The 16,452-nt window shown below is 36.3% G+C and carries 18 protein-coding genes; 15 read left to right on the forward strand and 3 right to left on the reverse strand.

Features of this window, described 5'->3' with window-relative positions:
- Positions 1 to 63 precede the first annotated feature (63 nt).
- Together F598_RS0113510 and F598_RS0113515 are read left to right on the forward strand one after the other, a co-directional pair.
- Positions 64 to 1,371: a cryptochrome/photolyase family protein gene (locus tag F598_RS0113510; protein WP_019039607.1), complete on the forward strand. Its 1,308-nt coding sequence runs from the start codon at positions 64 to 66 to the stop codon at positions 1,369 to 1,371.
- Between the two features lie 12 nt (positions 1,372 to 1,383).
- Positions 1,384 to 2,841 carry a cryptochrome/deoxyribodipyrimidine photo-lyase family protein gene (locus F598_RS0113515; protein WP_019039608.1) on the forward strand — a complete coding sequence of 486 codons (1,458 nt, stop codon included), beginning with the start codon at positions 1,384 to 1,386 and terminating at the stop codon, positions 2,839 to 2,841.
- Here F598_RS0113515 and kdsB read toward each other — a convergent pair.
- Both kdsB and F598_RS0113525 read right to left on the reverse strand, forming a co-directional pair.
- The gene (gene kdsB / locus F598_RS0113520) at positions 2,838 to 3,575 is read right to left on the reverse strand and encodes a 3-deoxy-manno-octulosonate cytidylyltransferase (RefSeq protein ID WP_019039609.1); all 738 of its coding nucleotides are present in this window, start codon (positions 3,573 to 3,575) and stop codon (positions 2,838 to 2,840) included. The two genes, F598_RS0113515 and kdsB, sit on opposite strands and share 4 nt — an antisense overlap.
- Before the next feature lie 11 nt (positions 3,576 to 3,586).
- Entirely contained in the window at positions 3,587 to 5,020 is a 1,434-nt protein-coding gene (locus tag F598_RS0113525) for an ATP-dependent DNA helicase (protein ID WP_019039610.1), read from the reverse strand.
- Positions 5,021 to 5,135: 115 nt separating this feature from the next.
- Between F598_RS0113525 and F598_RS0113530 the strand changes: the two genes are divergently transcribed.
- The 7 genes from F598_RS0113530 (at position 5,136) to aat (ending at position 10,515) form a co-directional block, all read left to right on the forward strand.
- Positions 5,136 to 5,780, forward strand: a complete 645-nt coding sequence (locus F598_RS0113530) for a hypothetical protein (protein ID WP_019039611.1) — start codon at positions 5,136 to 5,138, stop codon at positions 5,778 to 5,780.
- A complete protein-coding gene (locus F598_RS0113535; RefSeq protein ID WP_019039612.1) occupies positions 5,780 to 6,583 on the forward strand; it encodes a DUF3822 family protein in 804 nt (267 codons plus the stop codon). Before F598_RS0113530 ends, F598_RS0113535 begins: the two co-directional genes overlap by 1 nt.
- Positions 6,580 to 7,116, forward strand: a complete 537-nt coding sequence (locus tag F598_RS0113540) for an RsmD family RNA methyltransferase (protein WP_019039613.1) — start codon at positions 6,580 to 6,582, stop codon at positions 7,114 to 7,116. The genes F598_RS0113535 and F598_RS0113540 overlap by 4 nt, the downstream gene beginning before the upstream one ends.
- Positions 7,117 to 7,178: 62 nt before the next feature.
- Complete coding sequence (locus F598_RS0113545; protein WP_019039614.1) at positions 7,179 to 8,051, forward strand: flavin reductase family protein; 873 nt, start codon at positions 7,179 to 7,181, stop codon at positions 8,049 to 8,051.
- Positions 8,052 to 8,053: 2 nt separating this feature from the next.
- Positions 8,054 to 8,428 carry a DUF3127 domain-containing protein gene (locus F598_RS0113550; RefSeq protein WP_019039615.1) on the forward strand — a complete coding sequence of 125 codons (375 nt, stop codon included), beginning with the start codon at positions 8,054 to 8,056 and terminating at the stop codon, positions 8,426 to 8,428.
- Between the two features lie 87 nt (positions 8,429 to 8,515).
- The gene (locus tag F598_RS0113555; RefSeq protein ID WP_019039616.1) at positions 8,516 to 9,865 is read left to right on the forward strand and encodes a short-chain fatty acid transporter; all 1,350 of its coding nucleotides are present in this window, start codon (positions 8,516 to 8,518) and stop codon (positions 9,863 to 9,865) included.
- A 2-nt stretch (positions 9,866 to 9,867) separates the two neighbouring features.
- Entirely contained in the window at positions 9,868 to 10,515 is a 648-nt protein-coding gene (gene aat, locus F598_RS0113560; RefSeq protein WP_019039617.1) for a leucyl/phenylalanyl-tRNA--protein transferase, read from the forward strand.
- Here aat and F598_RS0113565 read toward each other — a convergent pair.
- Complete coding sequence (locus F598_RS0113565) at positions 10,512 to 10,856, reverse strand: tRNA-binding protein (protein WP_019039618.1); 345 nt, start codon at positions 10,854 to 10,856, stop codon at positions 10,512 to 10,514. The two genes, aat and F598_RS0113565, sit on opposite strands and share 4 nt — an antisense overlap.
- A gap of 125 nt (positions 10,857 to 10,981) precedes the next feature.
- On the opposite strand from F598_RS0113565, the gene F598_RS0113570 reads away from it, so the two are divergent.
- The 6 genes from F598_RS0113570 (at position 10,982) to F598_RS0113590 (ending at position 16,451) form a co-directional block, all read left to right on the forward strand.
- On the forward strand, positions 10,982 to 12,079 hold the full coding sequence (locus F598_RS0113570) for an alkene reductase (protein WP_019039619.1): 1,098 nt from the start codon (positions 10,982 to 10,984) through the stop codon (positions 12,077 to 12,079).
- A 250-nt stretch (positions 12,080 to 12,329) separates the two neighbouring features.
- Positions 12,330 to 12,965, forward strand: coding sequence for a flavin reductase family protein (locus tag F598_RS0113575; protein WP_019039620.1), 636 nt, complete (start codon positions 12,330 to 12,332; stop codon positions 12,963 to 12,965).
- Between the two features lie 2 nt (positions 12,966 to 12,967).
- Positions 12,968 to 13,105 carry a DUF2256 domain-containing protein gene (locus tag F598_RS15170; protein WP_083925464.1) on the forward strand — a complete coding sequence of 46 codons (138 nt, stop codon included), beginning with the start codon at positions 12,968 to 12,970 and terminating at the stop codon, positions 13,103 to 13,105.
- Complete coding sequence (locus F598_RS0113580) at positions 13,084 to 14,394, forward strand: DASH family cryptochrome (protein ID WP_019039621.1); 1,311 nt, start codon at positions 13,084 to 13,086, stop codon at positions 14,392 to 14,394. Before F598_RS15170 ends, F598_RS0113580 begins: the two co-directional genes overlap by 22 nt.
- 206 nt (positions 14,395 to 14,600) lie before the next feature.
- The gene (locus F598_RS0113585; protein WP_019039622.1) at positions 14,601 to 16,139 is read left to right on the forward strand and encodes a cryptochrome/photolyase family protein; all 1,539 of its coding nucleotides are present in this window, start codon (positions 14,601 to 14,603) and stop codon (positions 16,137 to 16,139) included.
- Between the two features lie 51 nt (positions 16,140 to 16,190).
- On the forward strand, positions 16,191 to 16,451 hold the full coding sequence (locus F598_RS0113590) for a hypothetical protein (RefSeq protein WP_033408702.1): 261 nt from the start codon (positions 16,191 to 16,193) through the stop codon (positions 16,449 to 16,451).
- Position 16,452: the final 1 nt, after the last annotated feature.

The following is a 16,452-nucleotide window of genomic DNA, read 5'->3' on the forward strand; positions in this document are numbered from 1 at the left end:
TCTTGCTGGTAATCATTCCTGCAAGAAGATTTTTATTTTTAAGAGACATTAAAAAATTGAAAGATGAGTGATAAGTTAAGAGTATTTTGGTTTCGAAGAGACATGAGACTAGAGGATAATGTGGGATTATACGAGGCTTTATCTGGAGATTTCCCAGTAATGCCTTTATTCATTTTCGATAAACATATTTTGGACGAACTTCCAAAAGATGATGCCAGAGTAACTTTTATACACCAAGAGCTCCAAAAAATGCGTTCTCATCTTCAAGATCATTTTGGTTCCTCCATTGCCACTTATCATGACACCCCAGAAAAGGTTTTTAAACAATTGATGCAGGACTACAACATCGAAGCTGTGTATACCAATAGAGACTACGAACCTTATGCACAAAAAAGAGATGCAAAAATTAATGCACTCCTGGCTAAAAATGGTATAGAGTTTCACGATTTCAAGGATCAGGTCATTTTTGAAAAAACTCAAGTCGAAAAAAACGATGGTGGCATGTATTTGGTTTTTACACCTTATATGAAGCAATGGAAAAAAGAGTTTGAAAAAATAAATCTAAAGCCAGCTCCATCTGAAGATCATTTAGACAATACTTACAAAAATTCTCGTCTTCCCAATTTATCATTGTCAGATATGGGATTTGAAACCTCAACCATAAAGGCACCAGATTACAATCTGGATAAAGACTTACTCGATAACTATGAAGATACCAGAAACATTCCTTCTATTGAAGGAACCTCACGGCTAAGTCCACACTTAAGGTTTGGGACGGTAGGCTATAGAAAAGTAGTTCAAAAAGCCTTAGAAGCTGAAAACGAAGCTTTTCTTGATGAATTGATCTGGAGAGAATTTTATAAGGCCATTTTATATCACTATCCAGAAACTCAGGATAGGGCTTTTAAACCAAAATATGACCGCATCCAATGGAGAAATAACGAGGAGGAATTTGAAAAGTGGAAGAAAGGTGAAACTGGTTACCCGATTGTTGATGCAGGAATGCGTCAGCTTAATAATACAGGTTGGATTCATAATAGATTAAGAATGGTGGTAGGAAGTTTTCTATGCAAACATTTACTTATCGACTGGCGTTGGGGTGAAGCTTATTTTGCCGAAAAGCTATTGGATTATGAAATGTCATCTAATGTTGGCGGCTGGCAATGGGTTGCCGGTTCTGGTGTGGATGCGGCACCTTACTTTAGAGTCTTTAACCCATATTCGCAGACCGACAGGTTTGACAAGGATAAAAAATTTATAAATAAGTGGGTGCCAGAACACGATTCTGATGATTACCCAGAACCAATGGTTGAACATAAGATGGCTAGAGAACGTTGCCTGAAAACATTTAAAGAGGCTGTACAGTCTTAGATAAATACTAGAATGGTAAATGTTGTTTGGTTCAAAAGAGATATAAGGCTCCACGATCATGCACCTCTGCATGAGGCTTTACAGAAGCATCAACCTGTTTTATTGCTTTACGTTTTTGAACCCATGTTGCTGAATGATACTCATTATAGCAAACGCCATTTTCGATTTATAAAGGAATCTTTAGAAGAAATTCAAACTGAGCTAAAAGCATATCAAACTGAAGTATTAGTCATCAAATCTTCAGCTGAGGAAGCCTTTAAAAAAATTGATTCAACCCTTAAAATTAAGTCCGTTTACTCCCATCAGGAAACTGGTCTTCATATTACCTATAAACGAGACAAAATTCTTAGTAAGCTGTTTAAATCCAAAAAAATTCAATGGAAAGAGTCTGTGAATAATGGAGTAATTCGTGGACTTCAAAATAGAAAAACATGGGTCAACTCCTGGGAAAATTTCATGACACAGGAGCCTATAGAATTTAAAGCCAGTCCAGGCCAATTTATAGATATTAAAACCCTTCAATCGCTAAAAAGTCAATTTAATGTAGTTGATTTAACGATTAAAAGAGATTCTAATTTTCAAAAAGGTGGGCGTACAACAGCTAACCGCTATTTAAATAGTTTTCTTGAGGAACGTTATCCTAATTATCAAAATCATATTTCAAAACCTCTTTTGGCAAGGAAATCCTGTAGTCGATTATCTCCATATATCGCCTGGGGTATATTATCCATGAGAGAAGTCATTCATGCTTCGATGGAAACGGAGAAAACGACAAAGTACAAACAGGCCTTAAGTCAATTTCAATCCAGGCTTCGTTGGCAGGCGCATTTTATCCAAAAGTTTGAGATGGAATATAAGGCTGAATTCGAAAATTTCAATTCCGCTTTTAATTCATTAAAAAAACCAATTCGACCCAAGTTAGTTGAAGCCTGGAAGAAAGGACAGACTGGCTTTCCTCTGGTAGATGCCAGTATGAGGTGTCTAACCCAAACAGGTTACTTAAATTTTAGAATGAGGGCTCTTTTGGTTTCTTTTTTCACCCATTTGCTTTGGCAAGACTGGCAAGACGCCTCAGAGCATTTAGCAAGTCTATTTCTAGATTTTGAGCCTGGCATTCATTATCCACAATTACAGATGCAGGCAGGAACCACTGGAATTCATACTTTAAGAATTTATAATCCTGTAAAGAACTCTTATAAACATGATCTTGAAGGTGAGTTCATCTTAAAGTACGTTCCAGAACTCCAATCGATTCCTAAGGAATTCATCCATGAGCCTTGGAAACTCACGCGAATGGAACAGGAAATGTACAGCTTTAAGCTAGGTGAAGATTATCCAAGTCCAATTGTGGACCTTGAATCTTCAAGGCAGCGAGCTTCAGATTCAATTTGGAAAATTATCCAGTCCGAACGATCGAAAGTCGAAGGAAAAAAAATACTAAAACGTCACACTTTAAGGGGAAGCCACTAAAGAAAACGTTGTCTTGCCTTTTCAAGGTCTTCGGGTGTATCTATACCAATACTCACTTCCTGTGTTTCTACCATTTTAATGGTCTTGCCGTTTTCTAAATAACGTATACATTCAATCTTTTCTGACGCCTCTAAAGGGCTCATAGGCAAGTTGTAAAAGTCCATCAATGCCTTTTTTCTAAAGGCGTATATGCCAACATGCTTATAATAATCCACGTCAATATCTTTTGCTCTATGGAATGGAATTGGTGATCTGGAAAAATAAAGGGCAAAATCATTCAGGTCAGTAATTACCTTTACATGATTAGGGTTTAAAATATCTTCTTCTGAAGTTAATTTTACTTTTAGAGAGGCGAGGTCTACACCTTTGTCTTTATCTTCATTGAACACCTGAAGTAACTGACCTAAAGCTTTTTCATTAATAAAAGGTTCATCCCCCTGAACGTTTATCACAATATCCACCTCCATATCTTGAACGGCCTCTGCAATACGGTCGCTACCACAGTCGTGTTCTTCATGGCTCATTATGGCTTTCCCACCATAGTTTTGGACTTCATCATAGATGAGTTTAGAGTCTGTCACCACATACACCTCATCAAAAAGCTTAGTTGACTTCGCTGCTTCATAAGTTCTTATAATCACGGGTTGACCAGCCAGGTCCTGCATCAATTTACCAGGAAATCTTGAGGCCTGATATCGAGCTGGAATCATCGCAATAACTTTATCTGTAGACATTTTCAATTCTATTAGAGTTGTTGTTCCTTAAAAAAATCATCTTTAAATCCAATCAAATATAACTTCTCTTTTGCTCTGGTGCATGCGGTATAGAGCCAGCGCAAATAATCTTTGGTAATCCCGTCGGGCAAATAAGGCTGCTCAACAAATACTGTATCCCATTGTCCACCTTGAGATTTATGACATGTTATGGCGTAACTAAACTTCACCTGAAGCGCATTAAAAAAGCGGTTTTGTTTTACTTTTAAAAATTTCTTGTATTTGGAGGTGATATCTTCATAGTCTTTCATAACCTCTTGGTAAAGTTGATTGGACTGCTCATAAGGTAAAGAAGGCGAATTCAGATTTAAGGTGTCCAGCATGATGACAGTTTCGAAAGGCTTCATATTCGGATAATCTACCATTTGTACCTTCACCTCTGCAAAGCGAAACCCATAGAGTTCTTTTAATCCGAAGATTTCTAGAATTTCTACAATATCCCCGTTTGCAATAAATCCAGCATCGCTTTTTGGTTTGAGCCAAAAGTAGTTGTTTTTGACCACCATAAGAAAATCTCCAGTTGCAATTTCATCTTCTCTAAAGAGAATTCGACTTCGTATCTGTTGGTTATAGAGGTTTGCCCGTTTATTAGATCTTACAATAATTGCCGTTTCTTCATGACCTAAGTTCCCATAAGCATCATTGATAGCATCAAGAATCTCATATCCATCTACTAATCTCACCATATCAGTATTCTGAGATAACTCAAATTTGAAACTTTCAAAATCTTCATCTTCTATAGTTTCTCTTATTTTGGTAGCGTTAAGCAGAATACTACTTTCTAACCGCTGCCTAACCACCTCATCCAGCTCTACTGGAATGACATCCATTTGGTAGTGGTTCATCAAGGTTTTTTCATCCAGAGCCGGGCTTAAATTTGATTTTACAGGTGGTAACTGTGCAGTGTCTCCAATGAAAATCAATTTACAATTATCTCCAGAATATACATATTCCATCAAATCATCCAATACCGATCCTCTATTAAACAGTTGATCTTCAGTAGGAAAATCGGGGATCATGGACGCTTCATCCACTATAAAGATGGTGTTTTTATGTTTATTCACCTGTGGAACGAATTCTATTCCACCACCACTAGTGCTTTTTGGCTGGTATATTTTACGATGAATAGTTTGAGCGTACTGATGGCTATAATTTGAAATCACCTTAGCTGCCCTACCTGTGGGAGCGGCTAGAATAACCTTTTTTTTGAGCTTCCATATGTTTTTGACAAGGGTCCCGATAATTGTTGTTTTCCCTGTACCGGCGTAGCCTTTCAATAAAAAAATTCGATCAACAGAGGTCTCCAAAACAAACTTTGATAAGAGTTGCAAAGCAATATCCTGTTTTGGAGTTGGTGGATGACCAAAATCAGATTTAAGTGCTTCGTAAAACTCTTGGTTATTCATACAAGAAAGTCAGATTCAAAAAATTCAAATATAAGCACGATTTTTTAGTGCTATACTTTTGTGATTGAAAAAAAGTTGTAGTTTTGTTTATATCAAAAATTCTTAATTATAAGTTATGAAGATTGTAATACAATTAGTTTTATGGGTTGTCATTGGTGTACTAGGTTACTTTACCTTTAAAGCCGTTTATGGACCTGTTGAATTCAATAAAATAAGAGATAGTCGCTATGTAGATGTAGTTGAAAAGATGAAAGACATTCGTGATGTTCAGCTAGCTCATAGAGAGATTGTTGGTAATTACGAAGATAATTTTCAGGACTTAATAAAGTTTATTGATACAGCTGAGTACGTCATCACTCAAAGAAGAGACACCACTTATTTGGATGAAGAGTATAAAAAAACATATGGTGTAGACCAATACATAGAAGATTTTGTGATTGATACGCTAAGCTTTGCACCAGTTAAGGATTCGATTTTTGGAACATCAGATAGATATAAAGACTTGATGTACATCCCTAACACTGATAATGAAGAATTCAAAATAGATGCAGGTTACTTAGTAGAGGAAGGAGATTCCATTCCTGTATTTGAAGTAAGAGCCCCTAAGGATTTAATTCTTGCAGATCAGCCTAGAGACCTTGTTATACAGGAGAAGCAAACTATGTCTGTAGACGGAGTTGATGGTCCTGCTATTACAGTAGGTTCTATGAAGCAGGTTAAAACTAATGGTAACTGGCCTAAAAACTTTGGTGACAATTAATGAGTGAAAGCTCAACATATACAACCAACAGACTATCCATCTTAATTTTACAAGATGGATTTTCTTTTTTAATTAGCAATTCATTTTTAGCCCCAATAGAGTTCGAGCAATTAAGAGTCAAGACTGCTCAATCGGCTACAGAGCTTCTAAAACAGCTAAAGACTAAAATCAATGCTGAATTCATAAAAGAAAAGGAAATTTCAGAATTGCAAGTTATTTATGCCAATCCTCAATTTAGTATTGTTCCAGAAGCTTATTTCGACGAATCTTACCTACCTCACTATATCAAATACAGTTCTAAGCTTATTGAAGGCGATGATTTCTCTTTTGATCCTATATCGTCTATCAATGCCAATACTGTTTACATTCCTTATGTAAACATCAATAATTACTTATTCGATATTTTTGGAAGTTTTGAATTCACACACATCCTCACGGGGTTAATACAAAAAGCCCTTTCAAAAAGTAAAGATCATCATGAGTATATTCAAGTTCATCTAGGTGATCAATATTTATATTTAACTGCATTTCGAGATCAGCATTTGATCTTAGCAAATGCTTTTCATTACGATACTTCAGAAGATTTATGTTATTATATTTTGTTCTGTAGTGAAGAACTCAACATGGATAGAGAAAGCCTTGAACTGAATTTTACCGGGGATTTCGTAAATACTAAGGAAAATGCTGCTTTACAAATCCTCTTATCCTATGTAAAGCATATTTCATTTTCAAATTTTGAAGACTTCAAAGCCTTTAACCAGCTAAAAGGATTTAAAGAACATTTTAATTCACTACCAGCATGAGAATAGTTTCAGGCCGACTTAAGGGGCGTCGAATTATAGCTCCCAAAAAACTCCCTGTAAGGCCCACAACTGATATGGCTAAAGAAGGGTTATTTAATATTTTAAATAATAGAATTCAATTTTCAGATGTTGAAGTTATAGATCTTTTTGCAGGAATAGGTAGCATTTCTATTGAATTAATTTCCAGAGGAACTGAGAGGGTTACAGCAGTAGATGCTAACTACGATTGTATAAAATTTCTCATCAAAACATCAGAAGAATTGGACCTAGACCTTAATGTCATTAAAAGTGATGTCTTTGAATTTTTAGGGAAGACCTCTCAAAAAGCAGATCTTATTTTTGCTGATCCACCTTATGATTTAAGCCTTAAGGATTTCGAGAAGATTGAGGATGAAGTTAGAAGTAGGGCTTTGTTACATGAAGATGGTCTTCTTATCATTGAACATTCAAAGCATATGAGCCTAGATCATCTGCAACAATTTACAGAACAGCGTAGATATGGGAATTCTGTTTTTAGTTTCTTTCAATATTAAGTGAATCTAATCTTGAAAAGAATTTTCAGAATAGATTAATTACATTTGCAAAAAACTAAACTATGAAAAGCTTTTTGCCATCAAAATTGGAAACTAAAAACCTTTATGGGTTGCTTTCTGGCTCTATTGGACCTCGTCCAATTGCTTTTGTAAGCAGTGTTGATAAGCATGGAAATCCAAATTTGTCTCCCTACAGCTTTTTTAATGTGTTTAGTGCTAATCCTCCAATATTGATTTTTTCACCTGTAAGAAGGGTAAGAGATAATTCGATAAAACATACCCTTGAAAACGCCTTAGAGACCAAAGAGGTGGTTATAAATGTAGTGAATTGGGACCTGGTACAGCAGGTATCTTTGTCGAGTACTGAATACGAACAAGGAATCAATGAATTTGAAAAAACAGGATTAACCATGTTGCCGTCAGACTTAGTGAAGCCACCAAGGGTTAAGGAGTCTCCTGTGCAATACGAATGTAAAGTCCAAGACTCTATAGCTTTAGGTGAGGAAGGCGGAGCTGGAAATCTAGTTATTGCAGAGGTCGTGAAACTCCATATCCGGGAGGATTTATTGGATGAAGGTTTACACATCGACCAGCATAAAATAGACCTGGTTTCCAGGATGGGAGGAAACTGGTACTCTAGAGCTAATAAGGGCATGTTTGAAGTAGAAAAGCCTTTGCAAAGGAAAGGTATTGGCGTAGATCAATTACCAGACTCGATTCGCTTGAGTTCGGTATTAACTGGAAATGATTTAGGGAAACTGGGAAACATTGAAGTGCTTCCAGCCTCAAGTTTAGTTAAAAATTTTATTTTGAAACATGATTTGGAGGATTTCATCGAAAATAGCTCCGAAGAAAGAGTTCACCTTATTGCCCAGGAATACATCGAAAAGAATGAGCTTGAAAAAGCTATGAATATATTACTCGCAAAACAATAATTATGGAAGTACAAGGAAAAATTAAAGTCATTGGAGAAACCAAAGAATTTGGTAGCAACGGCTTCAGAAAAAGAGAAATGGTAGTGACTACCGAAGAACAATATCCTCAGCACATTTTAATAGAATTCGTTCAGGATAAGACTAATTTATTAGACAATTTTAATGTTGGTCAAAATGTAAAAGTAGGGATCAATTTAAGAGGACGTGAGTGGGTAAGCCCGCAGGGAGAGACTAAATATTTCAATTCCCTTAATGGCTGGAGAATAGAAAATGTAGATCAGAACAATTCTGCAGGAGCTCCTCCAGTTCCCCCGTCAGATCAATTTGAACCTGTTCAAGATTTGAATGATGACGATGAGGATGATTTACCATTTTAAGGTTTAATCCAGCGTAAATTCAAAAAGCTCTAGAGATTTTCTAGGGCTTTTTTTAATTTTACATTAAAATCTAAACATAATCTAATATTGATCTCCAAACTAGAATCGTTTTTCGCAAAGGTTCTCCCCTCACCTTTTACTTTAAGCATAGGATTAACACTTTTAACTTTGCTCCTGTCTATCTGTTTTGGAGATTATAATAACGCCAACTCAACTTTTTTCTCAACCATGAACGCCTGGCAATCTGGCTTATGGAATCAAGATTTGTTAGTATTCGGTTATCAGATGATGTTGATTCTGGTTTTAGGACATGTACTTGTGCTCAGTAAGCCGATGAATGCTCTTCTGGAATTAGTCTCAAACTCGGCGACAAGCAATACAAAGGCTATCATTCTTATCAGCGCCAGTACAATGCTGATGGGGTTTTTCAACTGGGGACTAGGTCTAATATTTGGAGCGATTTTGGCTAGAAAAATCGGCGAAAAATCTGAGCGCGAAAACTTAGGTATCAATTATCCTCTCATAGGAGCTTTAGGTTACTCGGGGATGATGATTTGGCACGGGGGTATTTCTGGTTCGGCACCATTAAAAGCTTCAGAAACAGGCCATCTACATTCTATTATGAAGGAGTATCCTGAGGGATTTCCTTCAGAAGTGTCTACGGTAGAAACTATTTTTAGCAGCAGCAATCTTATTATATTTAGCATCCTCCTCATTAGTGTTCCTATTATTTTCTCCAGATTAAAACACTCTGGCAGATCTAAAACAATACCCAAACTCTTAAGCAAGTCCGTTTCAAATTCAGAGGAGAAGATGAGTCATCCTTTTGAAATAACTCCATTGTTGAATTGGATATTTGGTGGGCTTTTATTGATTTGTTTTTCCGTGGTCTATCTGGAGGACTTACTAGAACTGGATATCACTCCCAACATGCTTAATTTTTTTATGCTCGGGTTAGGTATTGTTCTTCATAAATCTATTAAGAATTACCTTTTATCTCTTAGTGAAGCTATTAAAGGTGCTTCAGGGATTTTAATTCAATTCCCCTTATATTTTGGAATTATAGGCGTGATGAGAGACAGTGGACTGGCTCTTGATTTCGCTCAATTTTTCATTAGTATTTCTAATGAAACCACTTTACCGATTTTTACTTTTATTAGCTCGGGTATCGTCAATATTTTTGTGCCAAGCGGAGGTGGTCAATGGGCTATTCAAGGCCCTATTGCGATGGAATCTGCAGCTCAGCTTGGCGTGCCAATCCCAAAGATAATTATGGCCTTAAGTTATGGAGATCAGGTCACCAACATGCTCCAGCCGTTTTGGGCTTTACCCCTCCTTGCTATAACCAAGTTAAAGGCTAGCGATATTTTTCCATTTACTTTTATATTATTTATCATTGGCAGTTTTATATTTATAGCAGGACTTCTTATATTTTAATTATGTACAAACTGACAGAGGACATTATATTTCCACACCCCAAATTTGCTGATGAAAAAGGACTGTTAGCCTTTGGCGGTGACTTAAGTCTAGAAAGAATTAAAATTGCTTACGAGAATGGCATATTCCCCTGGTATGAAGAGGGACAACCTATCCTCTGGTGGAGTCCGGATCCAAGAATGGTTTTATTTCCTGAGAATTTAAGGATTTCTAAAAGCATGAAAAAGCTTTTTAAGGATAAGACCTTTAAGGTAACCTACAATAAGCATTTTGAGTACGTCATCCAAAAATGTGCAAATATCAATAGAGAAAATCAGGATGGCACCTGGATCACCGAAGAGATGATAGAAAGTTACATCCAATTGCATGAAGCCGGGCTTGCAAAATCTGTAGAAGTATGGAAAGGAGATAAAATCGTTGGAGGATTATACGGTATTTTGCTCAAGGACAAAAATGTATTTTGTGGGGAAAGTATGTTTACAGATGTAGATAATGCCTCAAAGTATGGCTTTATTACTCTGGTGAAGAATATGGAAAAGAATGGCATTAGCCTTATCGATTGTCAAATCTATACTAAACATCTAGAAAGTTTAGGGGCTGAAGAAATAAGTCGACACAACTTTTTAACCCTATTAAACTCTAATGTTTAGGAAACTTTAGTACCATTTGCTACTTTATGTAGAGGTCCAATTACAGATATTCCGAGAGCGTCATCTACAGCACCAAGCACGAGGCACTCACTCATCATATTAGCAATTTGCTTTGGAGGAAAATTAACTATCGCTGCAACCTGAACTCCTACCATGCTCTCTGCATTGTGGAGCTTGGTTAATTGTGCAGAGGATGATTTCACTCCTAACTTTCCAAAATCAATTTTAAGCTTTAAGGCTGGCTTTTGGGCTTCCTTAAATAATTCTGCGTGTAACACCGTCCCAATTCTTATATTAACTTTTTGGAATTCACTCCAAGTTAAATTATTCATATTGCTCATTTTTTAATTATTCTTAATAATTATAAGAAATTCTTATAAAAGAATTGAAGAAATCAACTCTTCTTTTATAATAGCCTTAACGGAGTAAGTTTCTATAAATATTAAGTTTACAATAAAAAGATATAATGAGCAATCAAGCATTATTAAAACCCATAACACTAGGAGATTTAGAACTGAAGAATAGAGTAATCATGGCACCTATGACTAGAAGCCGTGCTGATAATGAGGCTAATGCTGCGACAGATCTTCATGCTAAATATTATAAACAGAGAGCAAGTGCAGGTCTTATCATTAGTGAAGGTTCACAAATTTCAAGTCAGGCTGTTGGCTATGTCAATACTGCTGGTATATATAAGCCAGAGCAAATTGAAGGATGGAAAAAAGTGACCGATGCAGTTCATGACGAAGACGGAAAAATATTCGTTCAACTATGGCACGTAGGTCGCATGTCTCACCCCGATTTTCACGATGGAGATAAGCCAGTAGCTCCAAGTGCGGTAAATCCTAACGATAAATCTTACACCTACGAAGGCTTTAAAGAAACCGTAGAACCAAGGGCGTTAACAACCGCAGAGGTAAAACAGGTAGTTCAAGATTTCAAAAAAGCTGCAAAAAATGCTGTAGATGCTGGATTTGATGGTATCGAAATTCATTCCTCCAACGGCTATTTGATTCACCAGTTTTTCAATAATTCATCAAACCATAGAGACGATGAATATGGAGGTTCTATAGAAAATAAAGCAAGAATCTTGTTTGAAATAATAGAGGCGGCCAAAGTGTTTTTTCCAACTAACAGAATTGGAGTAAGGTTAAATCCTTCGTTACATGGTTTATTTGGAATGGAAGCCGATGAAGAAACCATTCCAACCTTTGAATACATCGTCAAAAAACTTAATGACTATGATCTAGCTTACCTTCATTTATCAGAGCCATTCACAGATGTGAGTGATATCGATTATTTAGTAGATAACATTGCCGATCATTTTAGGCCTTTATATAAAGGTAATTTGATGATCAACGGTGGTTTCGATCAAGAAAGTGGTAATAAAGTCATTGAAAACGAAAAAGCCGACATGGTAGCTTATGGAAAACTTTTTATTTCCAATCCAGATTTACCAGTTCGTTTTGAAAAGAATGCCGAATTACAAGACTGGGACAGCGATACCTTTTATGTACCTGGGGCAAAAGGTTATACCGATTATCCAAAATTGGAGGACAAATAAGTAAGTTTTAAGTAGAGAAATTAAAAAAGGCTTTTCATAACCATGAAAAGCCTTTTTAATGATTATAAATGATTTAATCTGATACTTGTAATCTTTAATAGTTTCAGTCGTATTGTTTTAATAAATTAAATCGAGATGTTGTTTCTTCTCTGTTTCAATTCTAAATTATTAACGAAACTTTTTTTTGTTTAATTTTTAACAATTAAAGGTTCAACAATAATTAATTTTAGATTTTAATGTAAATAATAAAATGCTTCATTATACCAGAGAGGATATTCAAAACTTACCTAGCCTTGAACGCATGCATTTGATCAATTCAAGTGGCGGTCTTAAATCAGCTAACCTTATTGGTAGTATTTCAGAAGAAGGTCACACCAATCTTGCTGTTTTCAATTCGGTTATTCATTTAGGGAGTAAGCCTCCCATGCTAAGTTTTATGCTTCGACCAACGACGGTCTCTCGTCATACGTATAACAATCTCAAGAAGACCCATTGCTTTTCAGTTAATCATATCCACGTCGATTTTATAGATAAGGCACATCAGACTTCAGCAAAGTATGAGGAGGGGGTATCAGAGTTTAAAGAAGTAGGATTAACCGAAGAATATATAGAAGACTTTAAAGCTCCTTTTGTAAAAGAATCCAAAATCAAAATGGGCTGTTCCTACGTCAATGAATACTTTATAAAAGAGCACCAATGCAGGCTCATAATTGGTCAAATAGAACATCTTGTGGCAGATGAAAATGTAATAGGAAAAGATGGATTTTTAGACCTTTACAAAGCAAATTCAGCAGGAATTATTGGACTCGATGGGTATGTGGAAACACAATTATTAGAAAGGTTTGCTTATGCCAGACCAGATCAAGAATTGAAACCTTTAAAATAGTAATGGCACATAAAAAGCCACATTTACCCGAGAAGATTTGTGCCACTTGTGGTCTCCCCTTTACCTGGAGAAAGAAATGGGCAAAAAATTGGAATAACGTTAAATATTGTAGTGAGAAATGCAGAAGAAACAAGACATAAATATCGTTTGGTTTAGAAACGATTTACGTACCACAGATCAGAAATCTCTTCATGAGGCCTGTCAACAGGACAACAAAGTCTTAGGAGTGTACTGCTTCGACCCAAAACACTTTGAAATGACACAGTATGGGTTTAAAAAAACAGAAAAGTATAGAGCAAAATTTTTAATAGAATCAGTACAACAGCTTAGTTCCAACCTTGAAGATTTGAACATTAGACTTCTTGTGAATTTTGACAGTCCAAAACATGTTTTCGAAAAGCTTGCTCAGGAATACAAAATCAATTCAGTATTTTTTCAAAAGGAATGGACAAATGAAGAAAAAAAGGTAGAAGAGGAAGTAAAGTCGGTTCTGCCTGAAACTGAGTTTGTAGATCATTACGATCAGTTTTTATTTCATCCTGACGATGTTCCATACGATGACTTTAGTCAAGTACCAGAAGTCTACACGCAATTCAGGAAAAAATGCGAAAAGCAGAGCCAGGTTAGAGAAGCTCTTGAAAAACCAGCAAAGCGTCCGGATGATAATCTATTCAAGATTGATTCTGAAATTCCAGATCTAATCGACCTCGGCCTTGAAGAATTTGAAGTTGACGACCGGACAGCATTTCCCTTTCAGGGAGGAGAAGATGAAGCCTGGAAACGTCTTCAGCATTACTTTTGGGATACCAAAAAGTTGCAGTATTACAAAAAAACCAGAAACGGTTTGCTAGGAAAAGATTACAGTTCCAAATTTTCTGCCTGGCTGGCCAATGGAAGTATTTCTCCTGTATCAATTTACCATGAAGTCAAAAAATTTGAGAAAGAGGTCAAAAAAAATCAAGATACCTACTGGTTAATTTTCGAACTCATTTGGAGAGATTATTTCAAATATATATCTCTTAAACACGGCAACACTATCTTTAAGCTAGAGGGTGTTTCAAATAGAACTTTAGACTGGGGAAAAAGCGACAAAGCCTTTAGCCAGTGGGTCAATGGCAATACGCCAGAACCTTTTGTCAACGCCAATATGATCGAGATTCGTGAGACTGGGTTTATGAGTAATCGAGGAAGACAAAACGTAAACAGTTACTGGGCCAAAGAATGGAAACAGGACTGGCGGATTGGCGCCGCCTATTTTGAAGCTATGCTGGTGGACTATGACGTGCATAGTAATTGGGGCAACTGGATGTATAATTCTGGAGTAGGAAATGACCCAAGAGATAGAAAATTTAACATCAAAAGCCAGGCAGACCGCTATGATGCAAATGGAAAATACCAAAGAACCTGGCTGCAGGATACTTTATTTTAGAAGCTATTCCTGCTCTCAGCTCAATCTTGGTTCTCAATAGCAACTCTAGCCAACAACCTAAAAAGTTTCTTTTAGTCACTTCTTAGGTTGGGATAGAATAAGCTATTGAAAAACCAAGGATAACGCTTCCATCAGGGCTATGGGTTAGGTGGTAGATTGTAAATATTAGAAAGGAAAATGAAGTTTCAGTTAATAAAATTCAACATATGAAAAAAACATTACGATTTATACTCGGCGATCAGCTCAATCTTAATCATTCCTGGTTTGAGGAAAAAAATGATAATGTCATTTACTTTATGGCTGAAACTCAGCAGGAAACCAGTTATGTAAAACATCACATTCAAAAGGTAGTAGCTTTTTTTCTGTCGATGAGGAATTTTGCTGAAGAACTTAAAGATGATGGGCATAAGGTTATTTATTACCAAATTGATGACAATGAGAATCAGCAGGACCTACCTTCCAACCTCAATAAGATTATAAAAAATCATCAAGTAGAACATTTTGAATATTTATATCCGGATGAATACAGACTGGATATCAAGCTAAAAACTTTTTGCAACAAACTATCTATATCGAGTCAAGCCTATAGTACAGAACATTTTTATACCGAACGCGAAGACATCGAAAAATTCTACGAGGGTAAAAAGGAAATGACCATGGAGTATTTCTATCGTGATATGCGAAAAAAGCATGGCATCATGATGTTGGATGATAAAAAGCCCGAAGGAGGTGAATGGAACTATGATAAAAGCAATCGTAAAAAATGGACTGGAAAACCACCCATCCCGGAAGCAAAAACCTTCGATAAGGATGTAGAAGGTGTCCTCAAGCAATTAGAATCTATGGAAGTTAAGACTATGGGGCGAATCGATGAAGATAAATTTCCATGGCCAACATCCAGAAAAGAGTGCCTCGAAGTCTTAGATTATTTTTGCAAAAATCTTCTAATCTATTTTGGAGATTACGAAGATGCACTACATACCGATCAAAAATTTCTTTTTCACTCCAGACTCTCTTTTGCGATGAATAGTAAAATGCTATCTCCCAGAGAAGTGATAGAAACCACATTGGATTACTATTATGAACACCAGGAAGAAATAGACATTTCGCAGGTTGAAGGCTTTGTGAGGCAAATTCTGGGCTGGAGAGAATTCATGAGAGGTATTTACTGGAAAGAGATGCCAGGCTATAAATCTAAAAATGAATTAGAAAACAAAAACAAGCTCCCAGATTTTTACTGGACAGGAGAGACCGATATGAATTGTCTAAAGCACGCGGTCAATCAAAGTCTGGATGATGCCTATGCGCATCATATCCAAAGGCTGATGATTCTTGGAAACTTCGCCCTTTTAACCATGACCGACCCAGACGAAGTGGATGCCTGGTATCTTGGTGTTTATATTGATGCCATAGAATGGGTTGAGCTCACCAACACCAGAGGAATGAGTCAATTTGCAGATGGAGGGATTGTAGCGACTAAGCCATATGTCTCCAGTGGTAGTTATATTAACAAGATGGGGAATTACTGTAAATCCTGTAAATATTCGGTAAGTAAAAAGGAAGGAGATAATGCCTGTCCATTCAATAATTTATACTGGAATTTTCTTTACGAAAAGCAAGATCATTTTAAAAATAACCAGAGAATGAATATGATGATGAGCATGCTAAAGAAAATGAATAAGGAAACCCTTGATAATCATATTACTCGGTCAAAAGAAATAATAAATAATCCAAATGATTTTTAGGATGTTTGATAATTTTCAATACTTTTGGGAAATAATCAAAAATCAAAACAAATGAAAAAGTCATTTTTATCTATCACAATGGCTGCACTTCTCGGATTAGGAGTTGTAAGCTGTAGAGAGCAAAAAAGCGATGCTGAAAAAGCAGGCGAAGAAGTAGAAGAAACTATGGAAGAAGCTGGAGATGCAGTAGAAGATGCTGCTGAAGAAACTGGCGATGCTATCGAAGAAGGCGCTGAAGACATGGAAGATGCTGCTGAAGAAGGAGCAGAAGAAGTGGAAGAAGCTGCTGAAGAAACTAAAGAAGAAATGTAAT

The organism is Psychroflexus tropicus DSM 15496 (genome assembly GCF_000378765.1).
In the GTDB taxonomy this organism is placed as follows: domain Bacteria; phylum Bacteroidota; class Bacteroidia; order Flavobacteriales; family Flavobacteriaceae; genus Psychroflexus; species Psychroflexus tropicus.